Annotated in this window: 15 protein-coding genes; 9 read left to right on the top strand and 6 right to left on the bottom strand. The window is 75.9% G+C overall.

Features of this window, described 5'->3' with window-relative positions; translation table 11 throughout:
* Positions 1 to 65: 65 nt before the first annotated feature.
* Together D459_RS0102520 and D459_RS0102525 are read right to left on the bottom strand one after the other, a co-directional pair.
* On the bottom strand, positions 66 to 1463 hold the full coding sequence (locus D459_RS0102520; RefSeq protein WP_017591416.1) for an MFS transporter: 1398 nt from the start codon (positions 1461 to 1463) through the stop codon (positions 66 to 68).
* 94 nt (positions 1464 to 1557) lie between these two features.
* A complete protein-coding gene (locus tag D459_RS0102525; RefSeq protein WP_017591417.1) occupies positions 1558 to 2355 on the bottom strand; it encodes a glycerophosphodiester phosphodiesterase in 798 nt (265 codons plus the stop codon).
* A gap of 156 nt (positions 2356 to 2511) precedes the next feature.
* Here D459_RS0102525 and D459_RS0102530 point away from each other — a divergent pair, with 156 nt between their 5' ends.
* Positions 2512 to 2874 carry an Rv3235 family protein gene (locus tag D459_RS0102530; RefSeq protein WP_017591418.1) on the top strand — a complete coding sequence of 121 codons (363 nt, stop codon included), beginning with the start codon at positions 2512 to 2514 and terminating at the stop codon, positions 2872 to 2874.
* Positions 2875 to 3050: 176 nt separating this feature from the next.
* On the opposite strand, the gene D459_RS0102535 is transcribed toward D459_RS0102530, so the two are convergent.
* Complete coding sequence (locus D459_RS0102535; RefSeq protein WP_020380030.1) at positions 3051 to 4067, bottom strand: Lrp/AsnC family transcriptional regulator; 1017 nt, start codon at positions 4065 to 4067, stop codon at positions 3051 to 3053.
* 220 nt (positions 4068 to 4287) lie between these two features.
* Between D459_RS0102535 and D459_RS0102540 the strand changes: the two genes are divergently transcribed.
* From D459_RS0102540 to D459_RS30460, 4 genes are all read left to right on the top strand, one after another.
* Complete coding sequence (locus D459_RS0102540; RefSeq protein ID WP_017591420.1) at positions 4288 to 5565, top strand: metal-dependent hydrolase family protein; 1278 nt, start codon at positions 4288 to 4290, stop codon at positions 5563 to 5565.
* 35 nt (positions 5566 to 5600) lie between these two features.
* Entirely contained in the window at positions 5601 to 7199 is a 1599-nt protein-coding gene (locus tag D459_RS0102545) for an AbgT family transporter (protein WP_017591421.1), read from the top strand.
* 77 nt (positions 7200 to 7276) lie between these two features.
* Positions 7277 to 8518 carry a metal-dependent hydrolase family protein gene (locus D459_RS0102550; protein ID WP_017591422.1) on the top strand — a complete coding sequence of 414 codons (1242 nt, stop codon included), beginning with the start codon at positions 7277 to 7279 and terminating at the stop codon, positions 8516 to 8518.
* A gap of 278 nt (positions 8519 to 8796) precedes the next feature.
* Entirely contained in the window at positions 8797 to 10341 is a 1545-nt protein-coding gene (locus D459_RS30460; protein ID WP_152522878.1) for a glycosyltransferase, read from the top strand.
* 326 nt (positions 10342 to 10667) lie between these two features.
* On the opposite strand, the gene pstS is transcribed toward D459_RS30460, so the two are convergent.
* Positions 10668 to 11789 (bottom strand): phosphate ABC transporter substrate-binding protein PstS, encoded by a 1122-nt coding sequence (gene pstS, locus D459_RS0102560; protein WP_017591424.1) that lies wholly within the window; start codon positions 11787 to 11789, stop codon positions 10668 to 10670.
* 176 nt (positions 11790 to 11965) lie between these two features.
* Positions 11966 to 12439, bottom strand: a complete 474-nt coding sequence (aroQ, locus tag D459_RS0102565) for a type II 3-dehydroquinate dehydratase (RefSeq protein WP_017591425.1) — start codon at positions 12437 to 12439, stop codon at positions 11966 to 11968.
* A gap of 392 nt (positions 12440 to 12831) precedes the next feature.
* On the opposite strand from aroQ, the gene D459_RS36660 reads away from it, so the two are divergent.
* The gene (locus tag D459_RS36660; protein WP_017591426.1) at positions 12832 to 15690 is read left to right on the top strand and encodes an alpha-amylase family glycosyl hydrolase; all 2859 of its coding nucleotides are present in this window, start codon (positions 12832 to 12834) and stop codon (positions 15688 to 15690) included.
* A gap of 586 nt (positions 15691 to 16276) precedes the next feature.
* Positions 16277 to 17125: a putative RNA methyltransferase gene (locus tag D459_RS0102575; protein WP_017591427.1), complete on the top strand. Its 849-nt coding sequence runs from the start codon at positions 16277 to 16279 to the stop codon at positions 17123 to 17125.
* Between the two features lie 124 nt (positions 17126 to 17249).
* On the opposite strand, the gene D459_RS30475 is transcribed toward D459_RS0102575, so the two are convergent.
* Positions 17250 to 17519, bottom strand: a complete 270-nt coding sequence (locus tag D459_RS30475; protein WP_017591428.1) for a type II toxin-antitoxin system HicB family antitoxin — start codon at positions 17517 to 17519, stop codon at positions 17250 to 17252.
* Between the two features lie 209 nt (positions 17520 to 17728).
* Here D459_RS30475 and treZ point away from each other — a divergent pair, with 209 nt between their 5' ends.
* Both treZ and D459_RS30485 read left to right on the top strand, forming a co-directional pair.
* Complete coding sequence (gene treZ / locus D459_RS30480; RefSeq protein ID WP_081620420.1) at positions 17729 to 19534, top strand: malto-oligosyltrehalose trehalohydrolase; 1806 nt, start codon at positions 17729 to 17731, stop codon at positions 19532 to 19534.
* 115 nt (positions 19535 to 19649) lie between these two features.
* The coding region (locus D459_RS30485) for an aspartate aminotransferase family protein (protein ID WP_017591430.1) at positions 19650 to 20971 on the top strand (1322 nt) is incomplete at its 3' end.

Consider the following 20971-nt stretch of genomic DNA (forward strand, 5'->3'; position numbering starts at 1 on the left):
GGCGGACGCCGCCGGGGAGTCCTACCCGGGCGGGGCGGGCGCCATGCGGGCGCCGGCCCCGCCGGTCACACCCTCTCCGGGGCCTCGTTGCCGACGTCGCGGATGCCCTTGCGGATGTCGGTGCGCCACAGCAGGAAGCCGCCGACCACGAAGAACACGATCAGCGAGAGGATCGCCACCCGGTACCCGCCGGTCCAGGTGACCGCCAGGGTCACCGCGAGCGAGCCGAGCAGCGACGAGCCCTTGTCGCTGATCTGGTAGACGGCGAAGTACTCCGCCTCCCGGCCGCGCGGGATGAGCTGCGAGAACAGCGCGCGGGAGAGCGCCTGGGAGCCGCCGAGGACCAGGGCGATGCCCACCGCGAGCGCGACGAACAGCAGCGGCTCGCCGGCCGGCAGCAGGTAGCCCAGGCCGACCAGGACGCACCACACGCCCAGGGTGCACAGCACCGCGTTCTTCGGCCCGATCCGGCGGGCCAGCGCGCCCACCGCCAGCGCCCCGCCGAAGGCGACGAACTGGATCATCAGGATGGTGCCCATCAGCACCTCCTGGGAGATCCGCAGGTCCTGGGTGGCGAACGGCGCCGCGTACCGCAGCGCCGCCTGGATGCCGTCGTTGAACAGGATGAACGCCAGCAGGAAGAGCAGCGTCTGCGGGTAGCGCCGCATGCCCCTGACGGTGTGCACGAACTGGCCGACCGTCGCTCCCGGGCGCAGCCGCGGTCCCTGCGCGGCCGCCGCGCTGTACCGGTTGCGCAGCGGTTTGAGCGCCAGCAGCATGAAGCCGATCCACCAGACGCCGACCGAGGCGAACGCGATGCGCACCGCCTCGCCCTGCTCCAGCCCCAGCGAGGGGGCGGCCATGACCAGCCCGAGGTGCGCGGCGAGCAGGACCGCCCCGCCCAGGTAGCCGACGGCCCACCCGGTGCTGGAGACCCGGTCCCGCTCGTCCGGGGTGGCGATCTCCAGCAGGAAGGCGTTGTAGACCACCTCGGCGGCGCCGTAGGCCACGTTGGCGGTCAGGAACAGCAGCGTGGAGAGCAGGTAGCCGTCGGTGGTCAGGTACAGGGCGCTCACCGAGAGCGCGCCGGTCAGGGCCAGCGAGAACAGCCAGCCCTTCTTGTTCCTGGACCGGTCGGCCAGCGACCCCACGATCGGCAGCAGCAGGATCTGCAGCAGGATCGCGACCACGGTGGCCGCCGGGTACAGCGCGTTCGCGTGCACCTGGATGCCGAGCGGGTACACGTAGTAGGCGCCGCCGGTGCAGGCCGCGGCGTCGGGCGCGCCGGCCTCCGCGCAGGCCAGCCCGCTCAGGTAGGGGCCGATCAGCACGGTGATCACCGAGGTGAAGAAGACCTGGTTGGACCACTCGTAGAGGTACCAGCCGCGCTGCTCCCGGCGGCGCTGCGCGGGGTCGGGCGAGGGGGCGTTGCCGGGGTCCGGCTTCGGGGCCGCGGAGGTCATGGGGAGCGCCGTCCGTCCTGGGGGTCGGGGGAGCAGGCCGGGGAGGGGCCGGCCGGGGGCGTGCGGGGCGGGCCGCCGGCGGCGGCCGGGCCGGTCACCGCCCCGCCCCGGGCCAGGCGCCGCGGGCGGCGAGCACGTCGCGCAGCCCGGCGGTGTCGTCGGTGACGATGCCGTCCACGCCCGCGTCGAGCAGCCGCTCCATCAGCGCGGTGTCGTTGACCGTCCACACGTGCACCTGCATGCCGAACCGGTGCGCGGTGGCGATGAGGTCCCGGCTGAGCACCGGGAAGCCGTTCATCTCGAGCGGGATCTGCACGCAGTCCACCCCGCGCCGCACCAGCGGCAGCAGCGGCGGCACCAGCGAGGCGAACCGCAGCCGGGCCACGTCCCAGGGGCCGCAGGAGAGCGCGGTGCGCCGGTCGGACAGGCGGCGGACCCGGTCCAGCCGGCGCTGGTCGAACGAGCCCAGGCAGACCCGGTCCCAGGCGCCGGTGCGGCGCAGCACCTCGATCAGCGGCCCGACCGCGCCGTCGGACTTGACGTCGATGTTGAACCGGGCCTCCGGCCAGGAGCCCAGCAGCTCCTCCAGCACCGGCACCGGCTCCTCGCCGCCGACCCTGGCCCGCTCGACCTCGCTGTAGGGCAGGTCGGCGATGGCGCCGGGCATGTCGGTCGCCCGGTCCAGGGTCTCGTCGTGGAAGGCCAGCAGCACGCCGTCCCGGGTGGCGTGCACGTCCGTCTCCAGGTAGCGGTAGCCCAGGTCGATCGCGTGCTGGAACGCCGCCGCGGTGTTCTCCAGCCCGGTGCGGGGGCGCCCGGAGGCGTCGAGGGGCCAGCCGCCCCGGTGGGCCAGGCCGATGGGGACGGGGGAGTCGAGATACCGGTGAGTCACATCAGCAGTATGCCGGGCGTCACAGGCCTCCGGATCCACCGGGGACGGCCGATCAGGGGAGAAAGCTGGAATTCCGGGTGACCGGGAGGAGGCCGGCGCGGATCTGTCCCGGTGCCGGTCGCAGCGGCGCCCGGCGCAGCCCGGAAGGAGACCGCAGTGCACCCCCGACCCTGCCGTTCCCGCCGCCCCCGACTGCACGCCCCCCGCTGCCCGGGCCAGGCCGCCCGCCTGGCCCAGATCACCGCCGAGGTGCTCGCCGGCGAGCGCGCCCCCGACCAGGTCGCCGGGCTGGTCGCGCCGCGCGCCTACGCCCTGCTCCGCCGCCGCGTCGGCGCCTACCGGTGCCGCCACCGCCCCCGGGTCCGCAGCGCCTGGCTGCGCCCGGCCGGCCCCGGCGCGGCCGAACTGGGCGCGGTCGTCGAGGTCGGCGCCCGCCGCCGCGCCCTGGCCATCCGGGTCGCCGACCACCCCGGCGGCTGGCTGTGCACCCACATCGAGGGCGACTTCGGCCGCTGCTGACCCGAGGGCCCGCGACCGACCGGAGGGCCCGTCGGCGAGGGGCCCTCCCGGTGCGGTCCGCCGGGCGCGGCGGGCCGCACCGCGGGCCCCGGCGGAGGGCGGCGCTCCCGCCACCTGGGTGCGGCGGCGCCGCCGGGCGGGCACGCCGCCCGCCTCCGGTGATCTCGGCGCCGGGATCACCGCCCGGAGGCGGGCTCCTCCGGGCGCAGCCGGAGCGGGACGGTGCGCACGTAGCGCTGCTCGCGGTCCATGACGTTGCCCATGAACTTGAAGGTGTGCAGCACCATCCGCCGGTCGGCGATGCGCAGCCCGGGCAGCGCCTCCAGCAGGCGGTGCTCCACCCGGGTCAGGTCGGGGACGGTGCGCAGCCAGACGATGAAGTGGGTGTTCTCCGGGCCGGCGATGGTGCTGCACAGCCGGAGCTCCGGGACCCGCTCGCCCAGGTCCTCGGCGCGCTCCAGCACCTGCGGGTCCACCGTCCCCCAGAGCACGGCCGCCGTCGGCCAGCCCATCTCGGCGCGGGCGATGTCGCAGCGCAGCCCGATGATCCCGGAGCGGATCAGCCGGTTGAGCCGGCGCGCGGCGGTGGTCGGCGCGATGTCCAGCCGCTCGGCGATCCGCTGGTAGCCCATCCGGCCGTCGGTGCAGAGCAGGTCCGCGATCCGCTGGTCCAGCCCGGTCACCCGGTCGTCGCCGTCGGCCTCCTCGGTCCGCGGCGCCAGCGCGCGCAGCCGGCGGCGCTGCTCCGGGGAGAGCGCGCGGACCTGCCAGCGGTGCGCCTCGGACACCACCCGGGTGACCATGTGCACCCGGTAGGAGACCACGTCGGGGAAGGCGCCGATCCAGTCCATCAGGTACTCGGCCATCCCCTGGCCGGGCGCGATGGTGAGCAGCAGCTGGTGGGAGCCGGCGGTGAACTGGATGCTGAGCGTCCCGGGGTCCTCGGCCAGCGCCGAGGCGACCTGCTCGACGGTGCCGTTGCGGCAGGTCAGCTCCAGGTAGGCCATGTTCCGCCGGGTGGTCAGCCGCTCCCGGGGGAACACGGTGATCCGGGCCAGCCCGGACTCCTCCAGCCGCCGCCACCGCCGGGCCAGGGTGGTCGCGTCCGCGTCCAGGATCGGGGCCAGGTCCGACCACGCGGCGCGCGGGGCCAGCTGCAGCGCGTTGATCAGGGACAGGTCGAACTCGTGCAAGGCGCTCGATTCCTGCATCAGACCCCCGAGGCAAAATCTTTTCCGGCGATTCTCGATGTTCACCTTTATCACACCGTAGGTTTCCGCAGAGCCGGAGCAAGGCCCTGAGCTGGGGGTTTCCGGCAGGTTACGGACCCGCCCGGCCGCGCTTCCGCCCAGCGGAACACGGCCGGGCCCAGACCGGCCCGGCGCGGCCGGCGACACGGAAAGGTGGCACCCGATGTCCTCGCAGGACACGATCGTCGTCCGCAACGGAGCCGTCATCGACGGGACCGGGGCCGACCCGCGCCCGGACTGGGCGCTCGTGGTCCGCGGCGGGCGCATCGACTGGACGGGACCGGCCGCCGAACTGCCCCGGATCGGCGCGGACCACCGGGTGCTCGACGCCCGGGGCGGCACCGTCCTGCCCGGGTTCATCGACGCCCACGTGCACCTGACCATGCCGGCCGGCGGGCTCAACCCCGCCCACCTGCTCGACGACCCCCCGCACTACGGCTACTACCGGGCGATCCCGATCCTGCGCGCCACCCTGGAGGCCGGCGTCACCGGCGCCCGCGACCTCGCCGGGATGGACATGGCGGTGCAGAAGGCGGTGGACGAGGGCGTCGTCGACGGCCCCCGGCTCACCATCGCCTACCGGGCGCTGGGCCCCACCGGCGGGCACGGCGACTTCCGCACCTGCTGCGGCTTCGACTCCGGCACCGTGCTCGGCCCCGACGGCGGCATCTCGATGCTCACCGACGGCGTCGACGAGGCGCTGCGCAACACCCGCGAGGCGATGCGCCGCGGCGCCGGCGTGATCAAGGTGATGGCCAGCGGCGGCGTGTGGAGCCCGCGGGACACCCCCTGGCACGACGGGCTCAACGTGGAGGAGATGACCGCGATCGTCCGGGAGGCCGCCGGGCACGGCGTCCCGGTGGCCGCGCACGCGCAGAGCGCGCGGAGCATCCGCAACGCCCTGGCCGCCGGGGTGACCAGCGTCGAGCACGGCTACGAGATCGACGCCCGGGGCATCGACATGCTCGGCGAGAGCGGGGCCTTCCTGGTGCCGACGCTGTCCACCGCGACCACCCCGCCCGACCCGGAGAAGTCCGCCCCCTACGCGGTGGCCAAGAAGCTCAAGCTCCAGGAGCACCTGAGCGAGAACATCTCCGCGGCCATCGCCGCCGGGGCCAAGGTCGCCCTGGGCACCGACGCCGGCATCTGCCCGCACGGCCGCAACCTGCGCGAACTGGAGCTGCTGGTGCAGCACGGGATGACCCCGATGGGCGCCCTGCTGGCCGGCACCCGCAACGCCGCCGAGCTGCTCGGCACCGCCGCCGAGGTCGGCACCCTGGAGCCCGGAAAGCGGGCCGACATCGTGGTCTGCGCCGGCGACCCGCTGGCCGACATCGCGCTCCTCGGCGACCCGGACAACATCACCGCGGTCCTGATGGACGGCGCCGTCCGCAAGGACACCACCGGAGCGACCCGGACGGTTCCGGGCGCCGAGGACTGATCCCCTTCCCCCGTTTCTTCCTGGTGAGGTGACCCATGACCACGCCGAGCCGCAAGCTCAAGCGCGCCTCCGCCGAGCCGGCCCCCGGGCGCATCGCCCGGGTGCTCGACGGCATCGAACGCGTCGGCAACCGGATCCCCGACCCGTTCGTGCTCTTCCTCATCCTGTTCGCCCTGGTCGCCGTGGTCTCCGCGGCCATGGCGGCGCAGGGCGCGCAGGTCGAGGTCCCCGGCGGCGAGGACGGCCCGCAGCCGATCCGCAGCTTCTTCACCGCGGAGGGGCTGACCTGGCTGACCACCTCGATGGTGAGCAACTTCATCGGCTTCCCGCCGCTGGGCGTGGTGCTCACCGTGCTGCTGGGCGTCGGCGTGGCGCAGCGGACCGGCCTGCTGATGGCCCTGGTCCGCCGGGCCTTCGGCGGCGCCCCGCGCTGGCTGCTGCCCTACGTGGTGGCGCTGGTCGCGGTCTCGGCGAGCATCATGAGCGACGCCTCCATGGTGGTCGTCCCGCCGCTGGCGGCCATGGTGTTCAAGGCCGCCGGCCGGCACCCGGTCGCCGGGCTGATGGGCGGGTTCGCCGTCGCCACCGCCGCCTTCAGCTGCAGCCCCTTCATCACCAGCACCGACGCGCTGCTGTCCGGCATCACCAACACCGCGGCCGCCGGGGTCGACCTGGGCACCCACGTCAGCCCGGTCTCCAACCACTTCCTCACCTTCACCATCGCGATCCTGCTCAGCCTGGTCGGCGGCCTGCTCATCGACCGGGTGCTGGAGCCCTCCCTGGAGCGGGCGAAGGTCACCCGGGAGCGGGTCGCCGCCGAGGACGCGGGCCGCGCCGAGGAGGGGCCCGACACCCGGATGGACCCGGAGCTGTCCCGGGAGGAGCGGCGCGGGCTGCGCTGGGCCGGGGTGACGCTGCTCGTCCTGGTCGCCGCGGTGCTGGCGGTCTGCCTGCCGGAGGGCGCGCCGATGCGCAACGAGGACGGGGCGTTCCTGCCCGAGTCCCCGCTGCTGAGCTCGGTGGTGTTCCTGGTCTTCCTGGTGCTCGCGCTCCCCGGCGTGGTCTACGGCCTGGTCACCCGCTCCATCACCGAAGGGGCCGACATCGCGCGGATGATGGGCCACACGATCAAGGAGATGTCCGGCTTCATCGTGCTGGCCTTCGTGATGGCCCAGTTCCTGGAGCTGTTCAACTGGACCAATCTGTCCACCTGGATCGCGGTGCAGGGCGCCGAAGGGCTGGAGGCCACCGGCTTCACCGGGTTCCCCGCCATCGTCTGCTTCATCCTGCTGGCGTTCCTGATCAACCTGTTCATCATCTCCGGGTCGGCGCAGTGGGCGCTGTTCGCCGCGGTGTTCGTGCCGATGTTCGCGCTGCTCGGATACGAGCCCGGCTTCATCCAGGCGGCGTTCCGGGTCGGCGACTCCACCTCCAACGTGCTCTCCCCGCTCAGCCCCTACGTGGTGATCATCCTCGGCTTCCTGCGGGCCTACGAGCCCAAGGCGGGGATCGGCACCGTCATCGCGCGGGCGCTCCCCTTCTCCCTGGTCTTCCTTGTGCTGTGGACACTGGTGCTGGCGATCTTCTTCTTCGCCGGCATCCCGGTCGGCCCCGGCATGGAGGCCCGCATCTGACCCGGTCCGCGCCGCGCCTCCCCGGCGCGGCGCGGACCCCGTGACAGCCCGTCCGCACGCACCAGTGAGGAGCACACATGACCGCCCGCAGGACCCTCTACCGGAACGCGACCCTGATCGACGGCACCGGGGCCGCCCCGGTGGCCGACGCCGTCGTCGCGGTGGCCGACGGGGTGATCGGCTACGCCGGGCCCGCCGCGGGGGCGCCCGAGCCCGCCCCCGGCGACACCGTGGAGGACCTCGGCGGCCGCACCCTCCTGCCCGGGTTCATCGACGCCCACGTGCACTTCGGCATCGGCGACAGCCGGCAGATCCTGTTCAACAACGCCGAGATCCCGCGCAGCCTGCACGCCTTCGAGACCGCCGACCGGATGCGCCGCACCCTGGAGGCCGGCGTCACCACCGCCCGCGACCTCGGCGGCACCGACGCGGGCTTCCGCACCGCCCAGCAGCGCGGGCTGCTCTCCGGCCCCCGGCTGAGCCTGGCGCTGCGCCTGGTCAGCCACACCGGCGGGCACGCCGACTTCACCCTGCCCAGCGGCGTCGACCTGCACGCCTGCGGCGCCCACTCGATGGCGGAGATCGCCGACTCGGTGCAGGAGGCCCGGGTCGCGGCGCGGCGGCTGATGCGGGACGGCGCCGACGTGATCAAGGTCTGCGCCACCGGCGGCGTCTCCAGCCCCTCGGACACCCCCGACGACGAGGGGCTCACCCCCGAGGAGATCGCGGCCATGGCCGCCGAGGCCGCCCGGCACGGCGGACGGCCCGTCGCCGCGCACGCCCAGGGCGCGGCCGGCATCCGCAACGCGGTTCGCGGCGGGGCGTCCAGCATCGAGCACGGCTACCTGGTCGACGACGAGGGCATCGACCTGATGCTGGAGCACGGCACCTACCTGGTGCCCACCCTGGCCACCTTCGACTTCGAGGACCGGGTCCACCTCATGACGGAGAAGGCGGTGCGGACCAAGCGGGCGCTGGCCGGGCGGACCTTCGAGCGGATCTCCGAGGCGGTGCGGCGCGGGGTGAAGGTGGCGATGGGCACCGACGCCGGCATCTCCCCGCACGGCGCCAACCTGGCCGAGCTGGGCCACCTGACCCGGGTCGGGCTCTCCCCGATGGAGGCGATCACCGCCGCCACCCGCAACGCCGCCGAACTGCTCGGCCTCGCCGACCGGGTGGGCACCGTGCGCGCGGGCATGCTGGCCGACCTGGTGGTGTGCGACGGCGACCCGCTGGCCGACATCGCGCTGCCCGCCGACCCGGACAACATCGTCCTGGTGGTCCAGGAGGGCCGCACCGTCAAGGACATCCGCCCCTGACACCGGCCCCGGGCGCGGCGCCGGGCCGCCGCGCTGCCGGGCAGGGGCGCCCCGCCGGGCACCGCCGCCCCGCCCGGAGGCCTCCGGGCCCGGCCCGCCGCGCAGGCGGGCCGGGCCGGTCGGGGAGACCCCCGCGCCCGCCCCCGTATCCGGAGCGGGACCGCTGCACCCGCTCTCCCTCCCTGAAGTGAAATCGCAGGTCAGAGCGGAAACCGGCCCCGGCGCGCTGGCGGCCCCGGAAACCGGGCGATCGCTTTCCGTAACGTTATAGTGTCGATGTGTTGTCGCAATGCCACTCGGGGTCGCCCGAGGGCGGCTCCCCAGCCGACCGCCGCGTGCAGCCGTCCCGCACGCGGGTCTTCCGCAACGACTGGACGGCGCTGGCACCGCCGGAACCCGCCTCCTGGCGGCCCGAACTCGCGGTCAGCGTGGTCGTCCCGGTGTTCCCCGGGGACAGGCTGGAGCTGACGCTCGCCGCGCTGTCCGTGCAGACCTACCCGGCGCACCTGCTGGACGTGGTGGTGGTCGCCCCGCAGGGGCTGCGGCTGCCGCTCTCCGGGGAGATGCTGCCCGACCGGCTGCACGTGGAGCGCGCCCCGGCGCACGCCGGCCCGGCCCGGGCCCGCGCCGCCGGGGCCCGCGCCGCCTCCGGCGACGTCCTCTGCTGGCTGGACGCCGGAACGCTGGTGGACCCGTTCTTCGTCGAGGTGCACGCGCGCTGGCACCACCTCCGCCCGGAGTGCGTCACCTTCGCCGACCTGCTGCAGGCGCACCGGGTCCCGGACGGCCCGGCCGACGCCGGGTCGCTGGCGATGTCCGGCGGCATGGTCGACGCGCTGGGCGCCGACGGGGCGAGCCCGCCGCGCGACGCCCTGCTGGAGGCCACCGCCGACCTCGCCGAGGCCGGCGAGGACGGGCACCGGGCCTTCACCTCGGCCGCCACCGCGGTCCGCCGCACCCTCTACGAGGGCATCGGCGGCCCGGAGACCAAGGACGACCACGAACTCGGCCGCCGGCTCTGGCACGCCGGGGCGCTGTTCGTCCCGGACCGGGACGCCCCCGCCTGGCGCACCGGCGCCCAGGGCGGCGGCGGGGCCGCCCCGTGGTCCGACCCCGGGAGCCAGGGCGGCGGAGCCGCCCAGCCGCTGGTCCGCGCGGTGATCGACGTCGAGGGCGCCCCCTACGACATGGTCCGCGCCTGCGTCGACCGGCTCCTCGACGGCACCGAGTCCGACCTCGACGTGGCGCTCGCCGCCGACTGGGACGCCCGGGAGGAGCCCGGCGGCGACCCGATGGACCTGCGCCTCCTCCAGGCCGCCTACCTCACCGACCCCCGGGTCGGCTTCACCGCCCGGCCGCCGGGCACCGGGTTCCCGGCGCCGTTCGTGCTCCGCCTCCCGGTCGTCTGGGGGGTCGCCCCGGACACCCTGGCGGTGATGGTCGCCCGCGCCGAGCGGGCCCGGGCCGGCCTGGTCGAGCTGATCCCCGACCCCGGCGGCGGCAACGACGCCGGCGTCCGGCTGTGGCGCACCCGGGCCCTGCTGCGCGGCATGCGCGACCGGAAAGAGGAGGAGGGGCTGGCCGAAGCGGTGGAGTCGGTGTACGGCCGCTACCGGATCCAGTGCGGCCCCGGGGCGCTGACCGACCTCACCGACCCGGAGGCGCGCCGGTACCGCTCGGCGGTCCCGCGCGCCAAGCCGGCGGCGGTCCCGCAGCCCGCCCCGCCCGGCGACACCGGTCCGCCCGCGGGCCGCTCCCGCCCGGCCCGGAGGGAAGAGCCCCCGGCCTGCGCGGCGCCGCCGCACCGCGGGGGCGCCGAATAGGCACCGGGCGAAGGGGGAGCGGGGCCTCGATCGCCGATGGGAGAAGCCCCGGCCCGGGCGGGGATCTTGACGTCGCGGCCCCATCGGAGCGCTCCGATGGGGCCGCGACGTCAAGATCACCGGAGGAGGGGCCGGACAGGGGCCGGGAACCGGCGTCGCCCGATCGTTGGGGGAAGACAACGACCGGGTGGGGAGGCCGGTCCCGGCCCGCTGCACGGTCATGACACTCCGCCATCCAGACCCTACCCCGGGTGAGTCGGTGCCGGAAACGGCGGACCGCCCGCGGAGTGCTCCGCGGGCGGTCCGGTACGAAGGGCGCGCCGGGGTCAGTCCCGGGCCGCTCCGGTGCCGATGGCGTCCAGGGTCCTCTGCAGCTCGCCCCGGATCTCCTCGGGCAGCGGGGCCGACCCGGTCTCCTCGGAGGCGGCCTCCTGGCCCTCCGGGCTGATCACGTAGGACAGGAAGTCGCGGACCCGGTCGTTCTCCGGCCCGTCCCCGTAGTCCATGCAGGCGATCTGGTAGCTGACCAGGACGATCGGGTAGACGCCGGACTCGGTGGTGCCGTAGTCGAGGTCGATGGCGTGGTCGTACTCGCCGTCGCCCTCCCGCTTCGGGGAGGCCGCGACCACGGAGGCCGCCGACTCCGGGGACACCTCGACGAACTCCTCGCCGACGCCCACCGCCGCGGCCGACATGTCCCCCACGTGGGACGCCTCGACGTAGCCGATGGTGCCGTCGCCGCCGTGGACCGCCTCGGCGATGCCGCTGTTGCCCTGCGCGGCCTCCACCGGCGGCACCGGCCACTGCCCGGACGCCTCGTCCGGCCACGCCTCGGGGGCGGCGGCGTGCAGGTAGGCGGTGAAGTTCTCGGTGGTGCCCGACTCGTCCGAGCGCGAGACCGGGGTGATCCGCCGGTCCGGGAGGTCGGTGCCGGGGTTGGTCTCCGCGATCGCCGGGTCGTTCCAGCGCTCGATCTCGCCGCGGAAGATGCCCGCGATCGCCTCCGGGGCGAGGTTGAGCTCGTCCACGCCCTCCAGGTTGAACACCACCGCGATCGGCACCACGTAGGCCGGGATGTTCACGGCCGGGGAGCCCTCGCAGCGCTCGACGGCCTCGGCCGCCTCGGCCTCGTCCAGCGCCGCGTCCGACCCGGCGAAGTCCACCGCGCCGTCCAGGAACTGGCTGCGGCCGCCGCCCGAGCCGATCGCGTCGTAGAACACCAGGGAGTCCTCGCACGCCGTCTGGTAGCCCGCGATCCAGGTGGTCATCGCGTTCTCCTGGGCGCTGGAGCCCGAACCGGCGAGGTTCCCGCCGAAGCAGGACAGGTCGGCGGGGACGGGGATCCGGTCGCTGCCGCGGACGGCGTCGTCGCTGCCGCACGCGGTCGTCAGGGCGACGGCGGTCGCGAGGGCGGCCGCGGACAGCGTGCGATACGTGGACGGGCGCATGTCTGTGTGGTTCTCCCCCTGTTGGGCGCCTGGCGAGGCGGTGCGTGCGCGGGCGCTCCGAGCGCCGCTGCTCCCGCGACCGGCCCGGACCTCGGCGCCGCTGAACGGGCGCCGACGAAGAATTTAACAACTGGCGACAAGTGCACCGTACCCGGCACGCCCCCGCGGGCCCGGACTCACTCCGCGGCGGCCCTGCGCTCGGCGATCCGCGCCAGCACCGCGCGGAGCCCCAGCTCGTAGCCTGTCACACCGCACCCGGCGATATAGCCCTGCATCACCGGGGCGGTGACCGAGGTGTGCCGGAACTCCTCGCGCGCGTAGACGTTGGAGATGTGGACCTCGACACACGGGGTGTCGACCGCGTCCACGGCGTCCCGCAGCGCGATGCTGTAGTGGGCGAACGCGCCGGGGTTGATGACCACGCCGTCGAGGTCCCGCGCGCGGTGGACGTGCTCGACCAGGACGCCCTCGTGGTTGCTCTGCGCGCACTCCACATCGGCCCCGAGCTCCGCGCCCAGCTCGGCGACCCGGCGCTCGATGTCGGCCAGCGACGTCGTCCCGTACTGCGCGGGGTCGCGGTGGCCGAGCAGGTTCAGGTTGGGGCCGTTGAGCAGCAGGACGGTCGGGCGAGCGGAGGAGTCGTGGGACAACGGGCGGGCCTTCCGTGCGGATCGGATCCGGCCGCGGGCGCTCGGGCGGCCGGCGCCGCCAAGCTTAGGGCGTCGGCGGCGGTCCCCGCTCGGCGGCCGCGCGGAGACCGCCCCGCCGCGCTCTCCGCCGTCCACGGCGGCACCCGCCCGCCGACCGGCCCCGTTCCGGCCCGCCCTGGTCCCCGCGCGGCCCCCGCCGCTCGGCGGGGCGCGCCTCCGGCGGGCCGCCGCGCCGCGCGGGCGCCGGCGCCCTTCCGACCGGGCCGGACGGGAGGGCCGGGACCGCGCCGGACGGCAGGGGAGCGGCGGGGAGGGAACGCCCTCCCGCGGCCCGCCGGGGGAGCGGCGGCCTGGGTTAGAGCCGGCCGCGTCGCGGGCAGGACCGTGGTCGGATGAGCGAGAAGCCCCGCCGCGAAGGCGCGCCCCCGGTCCCGACCTCGACCTACCGGCTGCAGCTCCGCCCGGGAGGCGGGCTGGGCGACGCCCGCGCCCTCGCCGGCTACCTGGACCGGCTCGGCGCCGGTGCGCTGTACACCGCGCCGCTGCTCACCGCGGCCCCCGGGTCGACGCACGGCTACGACGGGGTCGACCCGGGCGCCGTCTGCCCGGAGCTCGGCGGCGAGCAGGCCCGCCTGGAACTCGCCGAGCACCTGCGCGGGCTCGGCATGGGCCTGGTCGCCGACATCGTGCCCAACCACATGTCGGTCGCGCTCCCGGAGGCCAACCCGTGGTGGTGGGAGGTGCTGCGGGACGGGCCGGCCGCCGAGCACGCCGGCCACTTCGACATCGACTGGACCCGCGGCCCGATCGAGCTGCCGGTGCTGCCCGACGACGGCGACGGCGGCGGCGCGGCGCTGGACCGGCTGGAACTGGAGGACGGCGCGCTGGTCCTGGACGGCCGCCGCTACCCGGTCGCCCCCGGCACCGCCCCGCCCGGGGCGGGCCCCGCCGAGGTGCACGCCGCCCAGCACTACCGGCTGGTGTCCTGGCGGCGCGCGGCCGAGGCGATGTCCTACCGCCGCTTCTTCGACGTGACCGAGCTGGCCGCGGTCCGCACCGAGGACCCCGGGGTGTTCGACGCGCTCCACGCCGAGGTGCTGCGCTGGGCGGAGCGCGGGGAACTGGCCGGCCTGCGCGTCGACCACCCGGACGGCCTCGCCGACCCCGGCGGCTACCTCCGCCGGCTGCGCGACCGGTTCCCCGGCTGGATCGTCGCGGAGAAGATCCTGCACCCAGGGGAGGAGCCGCCCGCCTCCTGGCCGGTCGACGGCACCACCGGCTACGACGCGCTGCGCGAGGTGTGCGGGCTGTTCGTCGACCCCGGCGGCGAGGCCCCGCTGACCCGGCTGGCCGACTCCCTGGGCGTGCCCACCGACCTGCCGCACCTGGAGCGCACCGCCAAGGAGCAGGCCGCGGGCGCCCTGCTGGCCGCCGAGACCGACAGGATCGCCCGGGTCCTCACCGGCGGCCGCCCGGACCCCGCGGCCCGCCGCGCGGTCGCCGCCCTGCTCGCCTCGTTCTCCGTCTACCGCACTTACCTGCCCGAGGGGGAGCGGGAGTGGGCCCGCGCCCTGGCCCGCGCCCGGCACCGCCTCTCCGGCCTCCCAGACGACACCCGGAGCCCGCTCGACCCGCCCCCCGGGGAGGCGGGACCCGCCGCCGGCCCGCCCCCGAACGGCCCCGGAGAACCGCCTGCCCCGCCGGACGGCGGGGCAGTCCGCCCCGGCACCGGGCGGGGCCTCCCGGAGCCGCCGGCGGGCGGGACGGGGCCCGGGCGCCGCGGCGATGCGGACTCCGGAACCGCCGGCCGTGTTCCGCCGCAGGACGTGGCCGAGGGGCTCCGGGAAGGCGGAGGGGCCGCCGGCGGCCCCCCGGCGCAGCGCGTCGGCGGGGAAGGGGCGGACCCGTCCGGCGGCGCGGCGCGGCCCTCGCCCGAGGACGGCGGGGCCGCTTGGCAGCCGGGCGGCGCCTCCGCCGACCCGGGCGAGGCGGCCGCCGCCGTGCGGGAACCGCATCCCGGGGCGCCGCTCGGAAAAGCCGCCGCGGTACCCGAGGCGGCCGGTGCCGGGGCCGCCGAGGCGCTCGCCGCGCTGGAGGAGATCGGCCGGCGGGTGCGCGAGGACCCCTCCGGCGAGCTCGCCGTCCGGATCCAGCAGACCAGCGGGATGGTGATGGCCAAGGGCGTCGAGGACACCGCGTTCTACCGGGCCACCCGGTTCGCCGCGCTGAACGAGGTCGGCGGCGACCCCGGCGCCTTCGGGGTGGACCCCGAGGAGTTCCACGCGGCGGCCGCCCGCCGGGAGGCGGTCCGCCCGGCGGCGATGACCACCCTGTCCACCCACGACACCAAGCGCTCGGAGGACGTCCGGGCGCGGCTCGCGGTGCTGTCGGAGATGGCGGAGGAGTTCGCCGAGGCGGTGCGCGGCTGGAGCCGGCGCAGCGGCCTCTCCGAGCCCTCGCTCGACCTGCTGGCCTGGCAGACGCTGGTCGGCACCTGGCCGATCAGCGCCGAACGGCTCCGCTGCTACCTGCTCAAGGCCGCCCGGGAGGCCAAGCTGCGCACCTCCTGGACCGACCCGGACCCCGCCTTCGAGGAGGAGGTGCTGGCCTGGCCGGAGCGGGTCCTGGGCGACGAGCGGCTCGCCGCCGACGTGGCCGGGTTCGTCGACCGGGTGCGCCGGCCGGGCTGGAGCAACGCCCTCGGCCAGAAGCTGCTCCAGCTCACCATGCCCGGGGTGCCCGACGTCTACCAGGGGACCGAGCTGTGGGACCTGTCCCTGGTCGACCCGGACAACCGGCGCCCCGTGGACTTCACCTCCCGGGACGTCCTGCTGGAGCGGCTGGAGTCCGGCCGCCGCCCGCCGGTGGACGCCACCGGGGAGGCCAAGATGCACGTCGTCCGCCAGGCCCTGCACCTGCGCCGCCGCGCCGACCTGCGCGGCTACCTGCCGCTGCCGGCCGCGGGGCCGGCCGCCCGGCACGCCGTCGCCTTCGCCCGCGGCCCCCGGGCCGCGGTGGCGGCGGTGGCCACCCGGCTCCCGGTCGGGCTGGCGGCGTCGGGCGGCTGGCGGAGCACCGTCCTCCCGCTGCCCTGGGGGCGGGGCACCTGGCGCGACCTGCTGTCCGGCCGCTCCTTCCCGGCGGGCCCGCCCGACGCCCCGGCCGCGCCCCGCCTGGGCGACCTGCTCTCCCGCTACCCGGTCGCCCTCCTGGTCCGCGACCCCGACCCGCCCGCCCCGGAACAGGGCTGACCCCGCCGGGCCGGAGCGCCGGGCCCGCCGAGGCGCGCCCACCGGCCCCCGGGGAACGGCGCGGGAGGCGCCCGCCTCCGCTGCCCGGCCCCCTCCCGCCTCCGCTGCCCGGCCCCCTCCCGCCCCCTTCCCCGAGGAGGACACCTCCCGGAGGAGGACACCGGCCGACCTCCCGGGGGCCCGTCGGGCATGCGCGCGGCCGCACGCGCAGAGAACGCCGGATCCGCGGCCGGCCGCCCGGGGGTCCGATCGAGGGACGCCCCCGCCGCGCGCTTCTTCCGTGGCGGGGCGGGTGGGCAGGAGAACACGGGCTCCGCCCCAAGCGGGGAAGAGGCGCCCCGCAGGGCGAATCGGGTGACCATCTGCATACCCGGCGGCCTCTGAACGGGGGCGCGGCGGGGCGGAACGCGGCCCCGGCGGCGGGGAGGCCCCCGGCGGCGGTCCGCCGTTCCCCGTCCCGGTCGGCCGCCGCCTGCTCAGGGGCGGTCCGGGCGGCCGGCGCGGCCGCGGCGGCGCGCTACGCTGGGCCGCGATCATGGCTACCACGCACGAGGGCGGACGCCCGCCCGTTCTCCGGCGGCTCCGCATGCCCGAATCGGTCCTGGCCGCGCTGGCCTGCCCGCACTGCGGGGCGGGGGTCGGGCCCGCCGGCAACGCGCTTGCCTGCGCCGCCGGGCACTCCTTCGACGTGGCCAAGGAGGGCTATGCGGGCCTGCTCACCGGGGCCCGGCCGGTCGGTACGGCCGATACCGCGGAGATGGTCCGGGCCCGCCAGGAGTTCCAGGAGGCCGGGCACTACGCCCCGCTCGCCGACCGGCTGGCCGGACTCGCCGCCGAGGCCCTCGGCGGCACGGAGGGCCTGGTCGCCGACGTCGGCGCGGGCACCGGGTACTACCTGACCCGGGCGCTGGACGCCGCGCCCGGCGCGACCGGGCTGGCCCTGGACCTGTCGAAGTACGCGCTGCGCCGCGCCGCCAAGGCGCACCCGCGCTCCGGCGCGGCGGCCTGCGACGCCTGGCGGGGGCTGCCGCTGCGCGACGGCTCGGCGGCGCTGCTGCTCAACGTGTTCGCGCCGCGCGACGCGGACGAGTTCCACCGGGTCCTCCGCCCCGGCGGCGCCCTCCTCGTGGTGACCCCCGGCCCGGGGCACCTGGGCGAGCTGGTGTCCGCCCTGGGCATGGTCTCGGTCGACGCCCGCAAGGAGGAGCGCCTGGAGTCGGCCCTGTCCGCCCGCTTCACCCGGGACCGGACCGAGGAGCTGGAGTACCGCATGCTGCTGCCGCACCCCGCCGCCGACACCGCCGCCGCCATGGGCCCCAGCGCCCACCACCTCTCCGCCGAGGAGCGCGCCGCCCGCCTGTCCGCCCTCCCCGACCCGGTCGAGGTCACCGCCTCCTTCCGGCTCTCCCTGTTCCGCCCCCGGCCCCCGGCCTGACGGAGCGACCGGGCCCGCCCGGGTTCCTCCGGTCCGGCCGGCTCCACACGCGGCCCGCCGCCGATGGGACGGGTCCGGCGGGCGGGCCGCGCCGGCCGGCACCGGGAAGCGCGTCCGCCGCCTCCTACCGGGCGCGGTGCGGCCGCTGCTCCGCCTCCCCGCCCGCCTTTCCCGCTCCGGCGGGGCCGTGCGGGGCGCCGGGCGCCCCGGCCACTTCCAGAACCACGCTCACCCGCTCCACCGGTACGTCCAGCACCAGGGCGACGGCGTCGCGGGCCATCTCCTCCGCGTCGGCCAGGGTGGCGCCGAAGGTGTGGATGCGCAGCTCGGGCACGTCCACGGTCCAGGCGCGCCCGTCCCGTTCGCAGCGGGCCCCGTAGCGGAACCGGTCCATGGTCTTCCGCCTCCCAGGTCGTCTCTCCCCGCCGAGGCCGGCGGACGGTCGACAAGGTAGCCGGAGGCGGGGCTCCGGGGCGGGCGAACGGGCGGACCGGTCGCGGAGGTTCCGCAAGGGCGCTCCACGGGCCCGCCCGGGTTCCTCCGGTGCCGGAAGGGCCGGGGTGCGGGGCGTGGCCGGGGACGGGGGAGGGTAGGTGACTCTCCGTGAACGGTGGCGGGTGCTTCTCGGTGTGGGCTCCTGGGCGGGAGCGGGTGCGGGTCCGGGTCGGCGGGCGGGACCGGGACATGGAGGAACGGGGCGGCGGGTGGTGGCGGCTGGCCGCCGAGGAGGCGGGCGTGCCCGGCACCGACTACGCGTTCCTGCTCGACGGCGACCCGGTGCCCTACCCCGATCCGCGGGCGGTATGGCAGCCCGGCGGGGTCCTCGGCCCGTCGCGGGTCTACGACCATGCGGCCCACCGCTGGGCGGACGGCGGCTGGACCGGGCGGGCGCTGCCCGGGTCGGTCCTCTACGAGCTGCACGTGGGCACCTTCACCGCCGAGGGCACCTTCGACGCCGCGATCGGGCGGCTGGACCACCTGGTCCGGCTCGGCGTCGACATGGTCCAGCTGATGCCGGTCAACGCGTTCGAGGGCGTGCACGGCTGGGGCTACGACGGCGTGCTGTGGTACGCGGTGCACGAGCCCTACGGCGGGCCCGACGGGCTCAAGCGGTTCGTGGACGCCTGCCACGCGCGGGGCCTGGGGGTCCTGCTCGACGTGGTCTACAACCACCTCGGCCCGGCCGGGGCCTGCCTGCCGCGGTTCGGCCCCTACTTCGCCGGCGGCGAGACCGCCTGGGGGCCCTCTCTCAACCTGGACGGGCCCGGCTCCGACGAGGTGCGGCGCTACGTCGTCGGCAGCGCGCTGGGCTGGCTGCGCGACTTCCACCTGGACGGGCTGCGGCTGGACGCGGTGCACGCGCTGCGCGACACCCGGGCCTCCGACCTGCTCACCGAACTCTCCGCGGAGGTGGAGGCGCTGGCCGCCGGGGTGCGCCGGCCGCTCTCGCTGATCGCCGAGTCCGACCGGAACGACCCGCGCACCACGGCGCCGCGCGAGGCCGGCGGGCAGGGCATGACCGCGCAGTGGTCCGACGACCTGCACCACGCGCTGCACGTCGCGCTGACCGGGGAGGCGCACGGCTACTACGCCGACTTCGCCGCCCCCGACGCGCTCCCGCGCACGCTGCGCCGGGTCTTCCTGCACGACGGCCGGTACTCCTCGTTCCGCGGCCGGTCGCACGGGGCGCCGGTGGACCCGCGCACCTCCTCCGGCGCCCGCTACCTGGGCTACCTGCAGACCCACGACCAGGTCGGCAACCGGGCGCAGGGGGACCGCATCTCCGCCTCGGTCCCGCCGGACCTGCTGTGCTGCGGGGCGGCGCTGGTGCTCTGCTCGCCCTACACCCCGATGCTGTTCATGGGGGAGGAGTGGGCGGCCTCCACCCCGTGGCGGTTCTTCGCCTCCTTCACCGACCCGGAGCTGGCCGAGGCGGTGCGCCGCGGCCGGGCCCGAGAGTTCGGGGCGCCGGTCTGGGGCGGGGAGGGCGGCGGGCCGGAGGTTCCCGACCCGATGGACCCGGCCACCCGGGACGCGTCGGTGCTGGACTGGGCCGAGCCGGGCGACGAGCCGCACCGCTCGGTGCTGGCCGCCTACCGCGACCTGATCGCGCTCCGGCGGGCCCGGCCCGAACTGGCCGACCCGCGGCTGGACCGGTTCGAGGTGCGGGCCTCGGCCGACGGGCGGGTGCTGGTGCTGCACCGGGGGCGGCTCCGGCTGGCCTGCAACCTGCGCTCCCGGCCGGCCGAGGCGGAGCTGGACGCCCCGGTCGGGGCGGTGCTGCTGGCCCGCGGCGGGGTCGAGGCGGACGGCCGCGCGCTGCACCTGCCCGGGCACTCCTTCGCGGTGCTGGAGACGGTCGGTGAGACCACCGAACACGACTGCGAAAACCGTGGAGAATCAAGATGATCACTGCGCTATCGGTTGTACTCAACAAGCTTTGCGCGTGAAACAGTTGACTTTTCGAGGTGGGGGTGCTGATCATGGGGCACCGCACAACGTTGACTGCAACGGGCAAGGGGCCATGAGCACGAACGCAGAGAAGGCAGCCGCTCGCGACGACGTCCAGCGACTCTCCGACGCCGCCCGCGACCACCTCTGGATGCACTTCACCCGGCACTCCCCCTACGAGAGCGGGGCGAAGGTGCCGGTGATCACCAAGGGCGAGGGCGTCCACATCTGGGACGCCGAGGGCCGCCGCTACATCGACGGGCTCGGCGGGCTCTTCGTCGTCCAGGCCGGCCACGGCCGCCGCGACATCGCCGAGGCCGCCACCCGGCAGGCGTCCGAGCTCGCCTACTTCCCGCTGTGGAGCTACGCCCACCCGGCCGCGATCGAACTGGCCGAGCGGCTCAGCACCCACACCCCGGGCGACCTGAACCGGGTCTTCTTCACCAACAGCGGCAGCGAGGCGGTGGAGACCGCCTGGAAGCTGGCCAAGCAGTACTTCGCGCTCACCGGCCGCCCGGAGAAGCGCAAGGTGATCAGCCGCTCGGTGGCCTACCACGGCACCACCCAGGGCGCCCTGTCCATCACCGGCGTGCCGGACCTGAAGAAGGTCTTCGAACCGCTGGTGCCGGGCGCCTTCAAGGTGGCCAACACCAACCTGTACCGGGCCGACGAGATCACCGGCGTCCCCGGCATGGCCGACGACCCCGAGGCGTTCGGCCGCTGGGCCGCGCACCAGGTCGAGCTGGCCATCCTCGCCGAGGGGCCGGAGACCGTCGCCGCGGTCTTCCTGGAGCCGGTGCAGAACTCCGGCGGCTGCTTCCCGCCGCCCCCCGGGTACTTCGCCGCCGTCCGCGAGATCTGCGACCGGCACGACGTGCTGCTCGTCTCCGACGAGGTGATCTGCGCCTTCGGCCGGATCGGCGAGATGTTCGCCTGCACCCGCTACGGCTACACCCCCGACATCATCACCTGCGCCAAGGGCATGACCTCCGGCTACGCCCCCATCGGCGCGGCGATCGCCTCCGACCGGATCTTCGAGCCGTTCCGCCACGGGGACAGCACCTTCTACCACGGCTACACCTTCGGCGGGCACCCGGTCTCCTCCGCGGTCGCCCTGGCCAACCTCGACGTCTTCGAGCGCGAGGGCCTGAACGAGAACGTCCGCAAGAACGAGGCGGCGTTCCGCTCCACCCTGGAGCGGCTCAAGGACCTGCCGATCGTCGGCGACGTCCGGGGCGACGGCTACTTCTACGGCATCGAGCTGGTCAAGGACCGCGAGACCAAGCAGACCTTCAACGCCGAGGAGGCCGAGCGGATCCTGCGCGGCTTCGTCTCCGGCGCGCTGTTCGACGCGGGCCTGTACTGCCGCGCCGACGACCGCGGCGACCCGGTCAT

The sequence above is a fragment of the Nocardiopsis potens DSM 45234 genome (assembly GCF_000341105.1).
Taxonomy (GTDB): Bacteria; Actinomycetota; Actinomycetes; order Streptosporangiales; family Streptosporangiaceae; genus Nocardiopsis_A; species Nocardiopsis_A potens.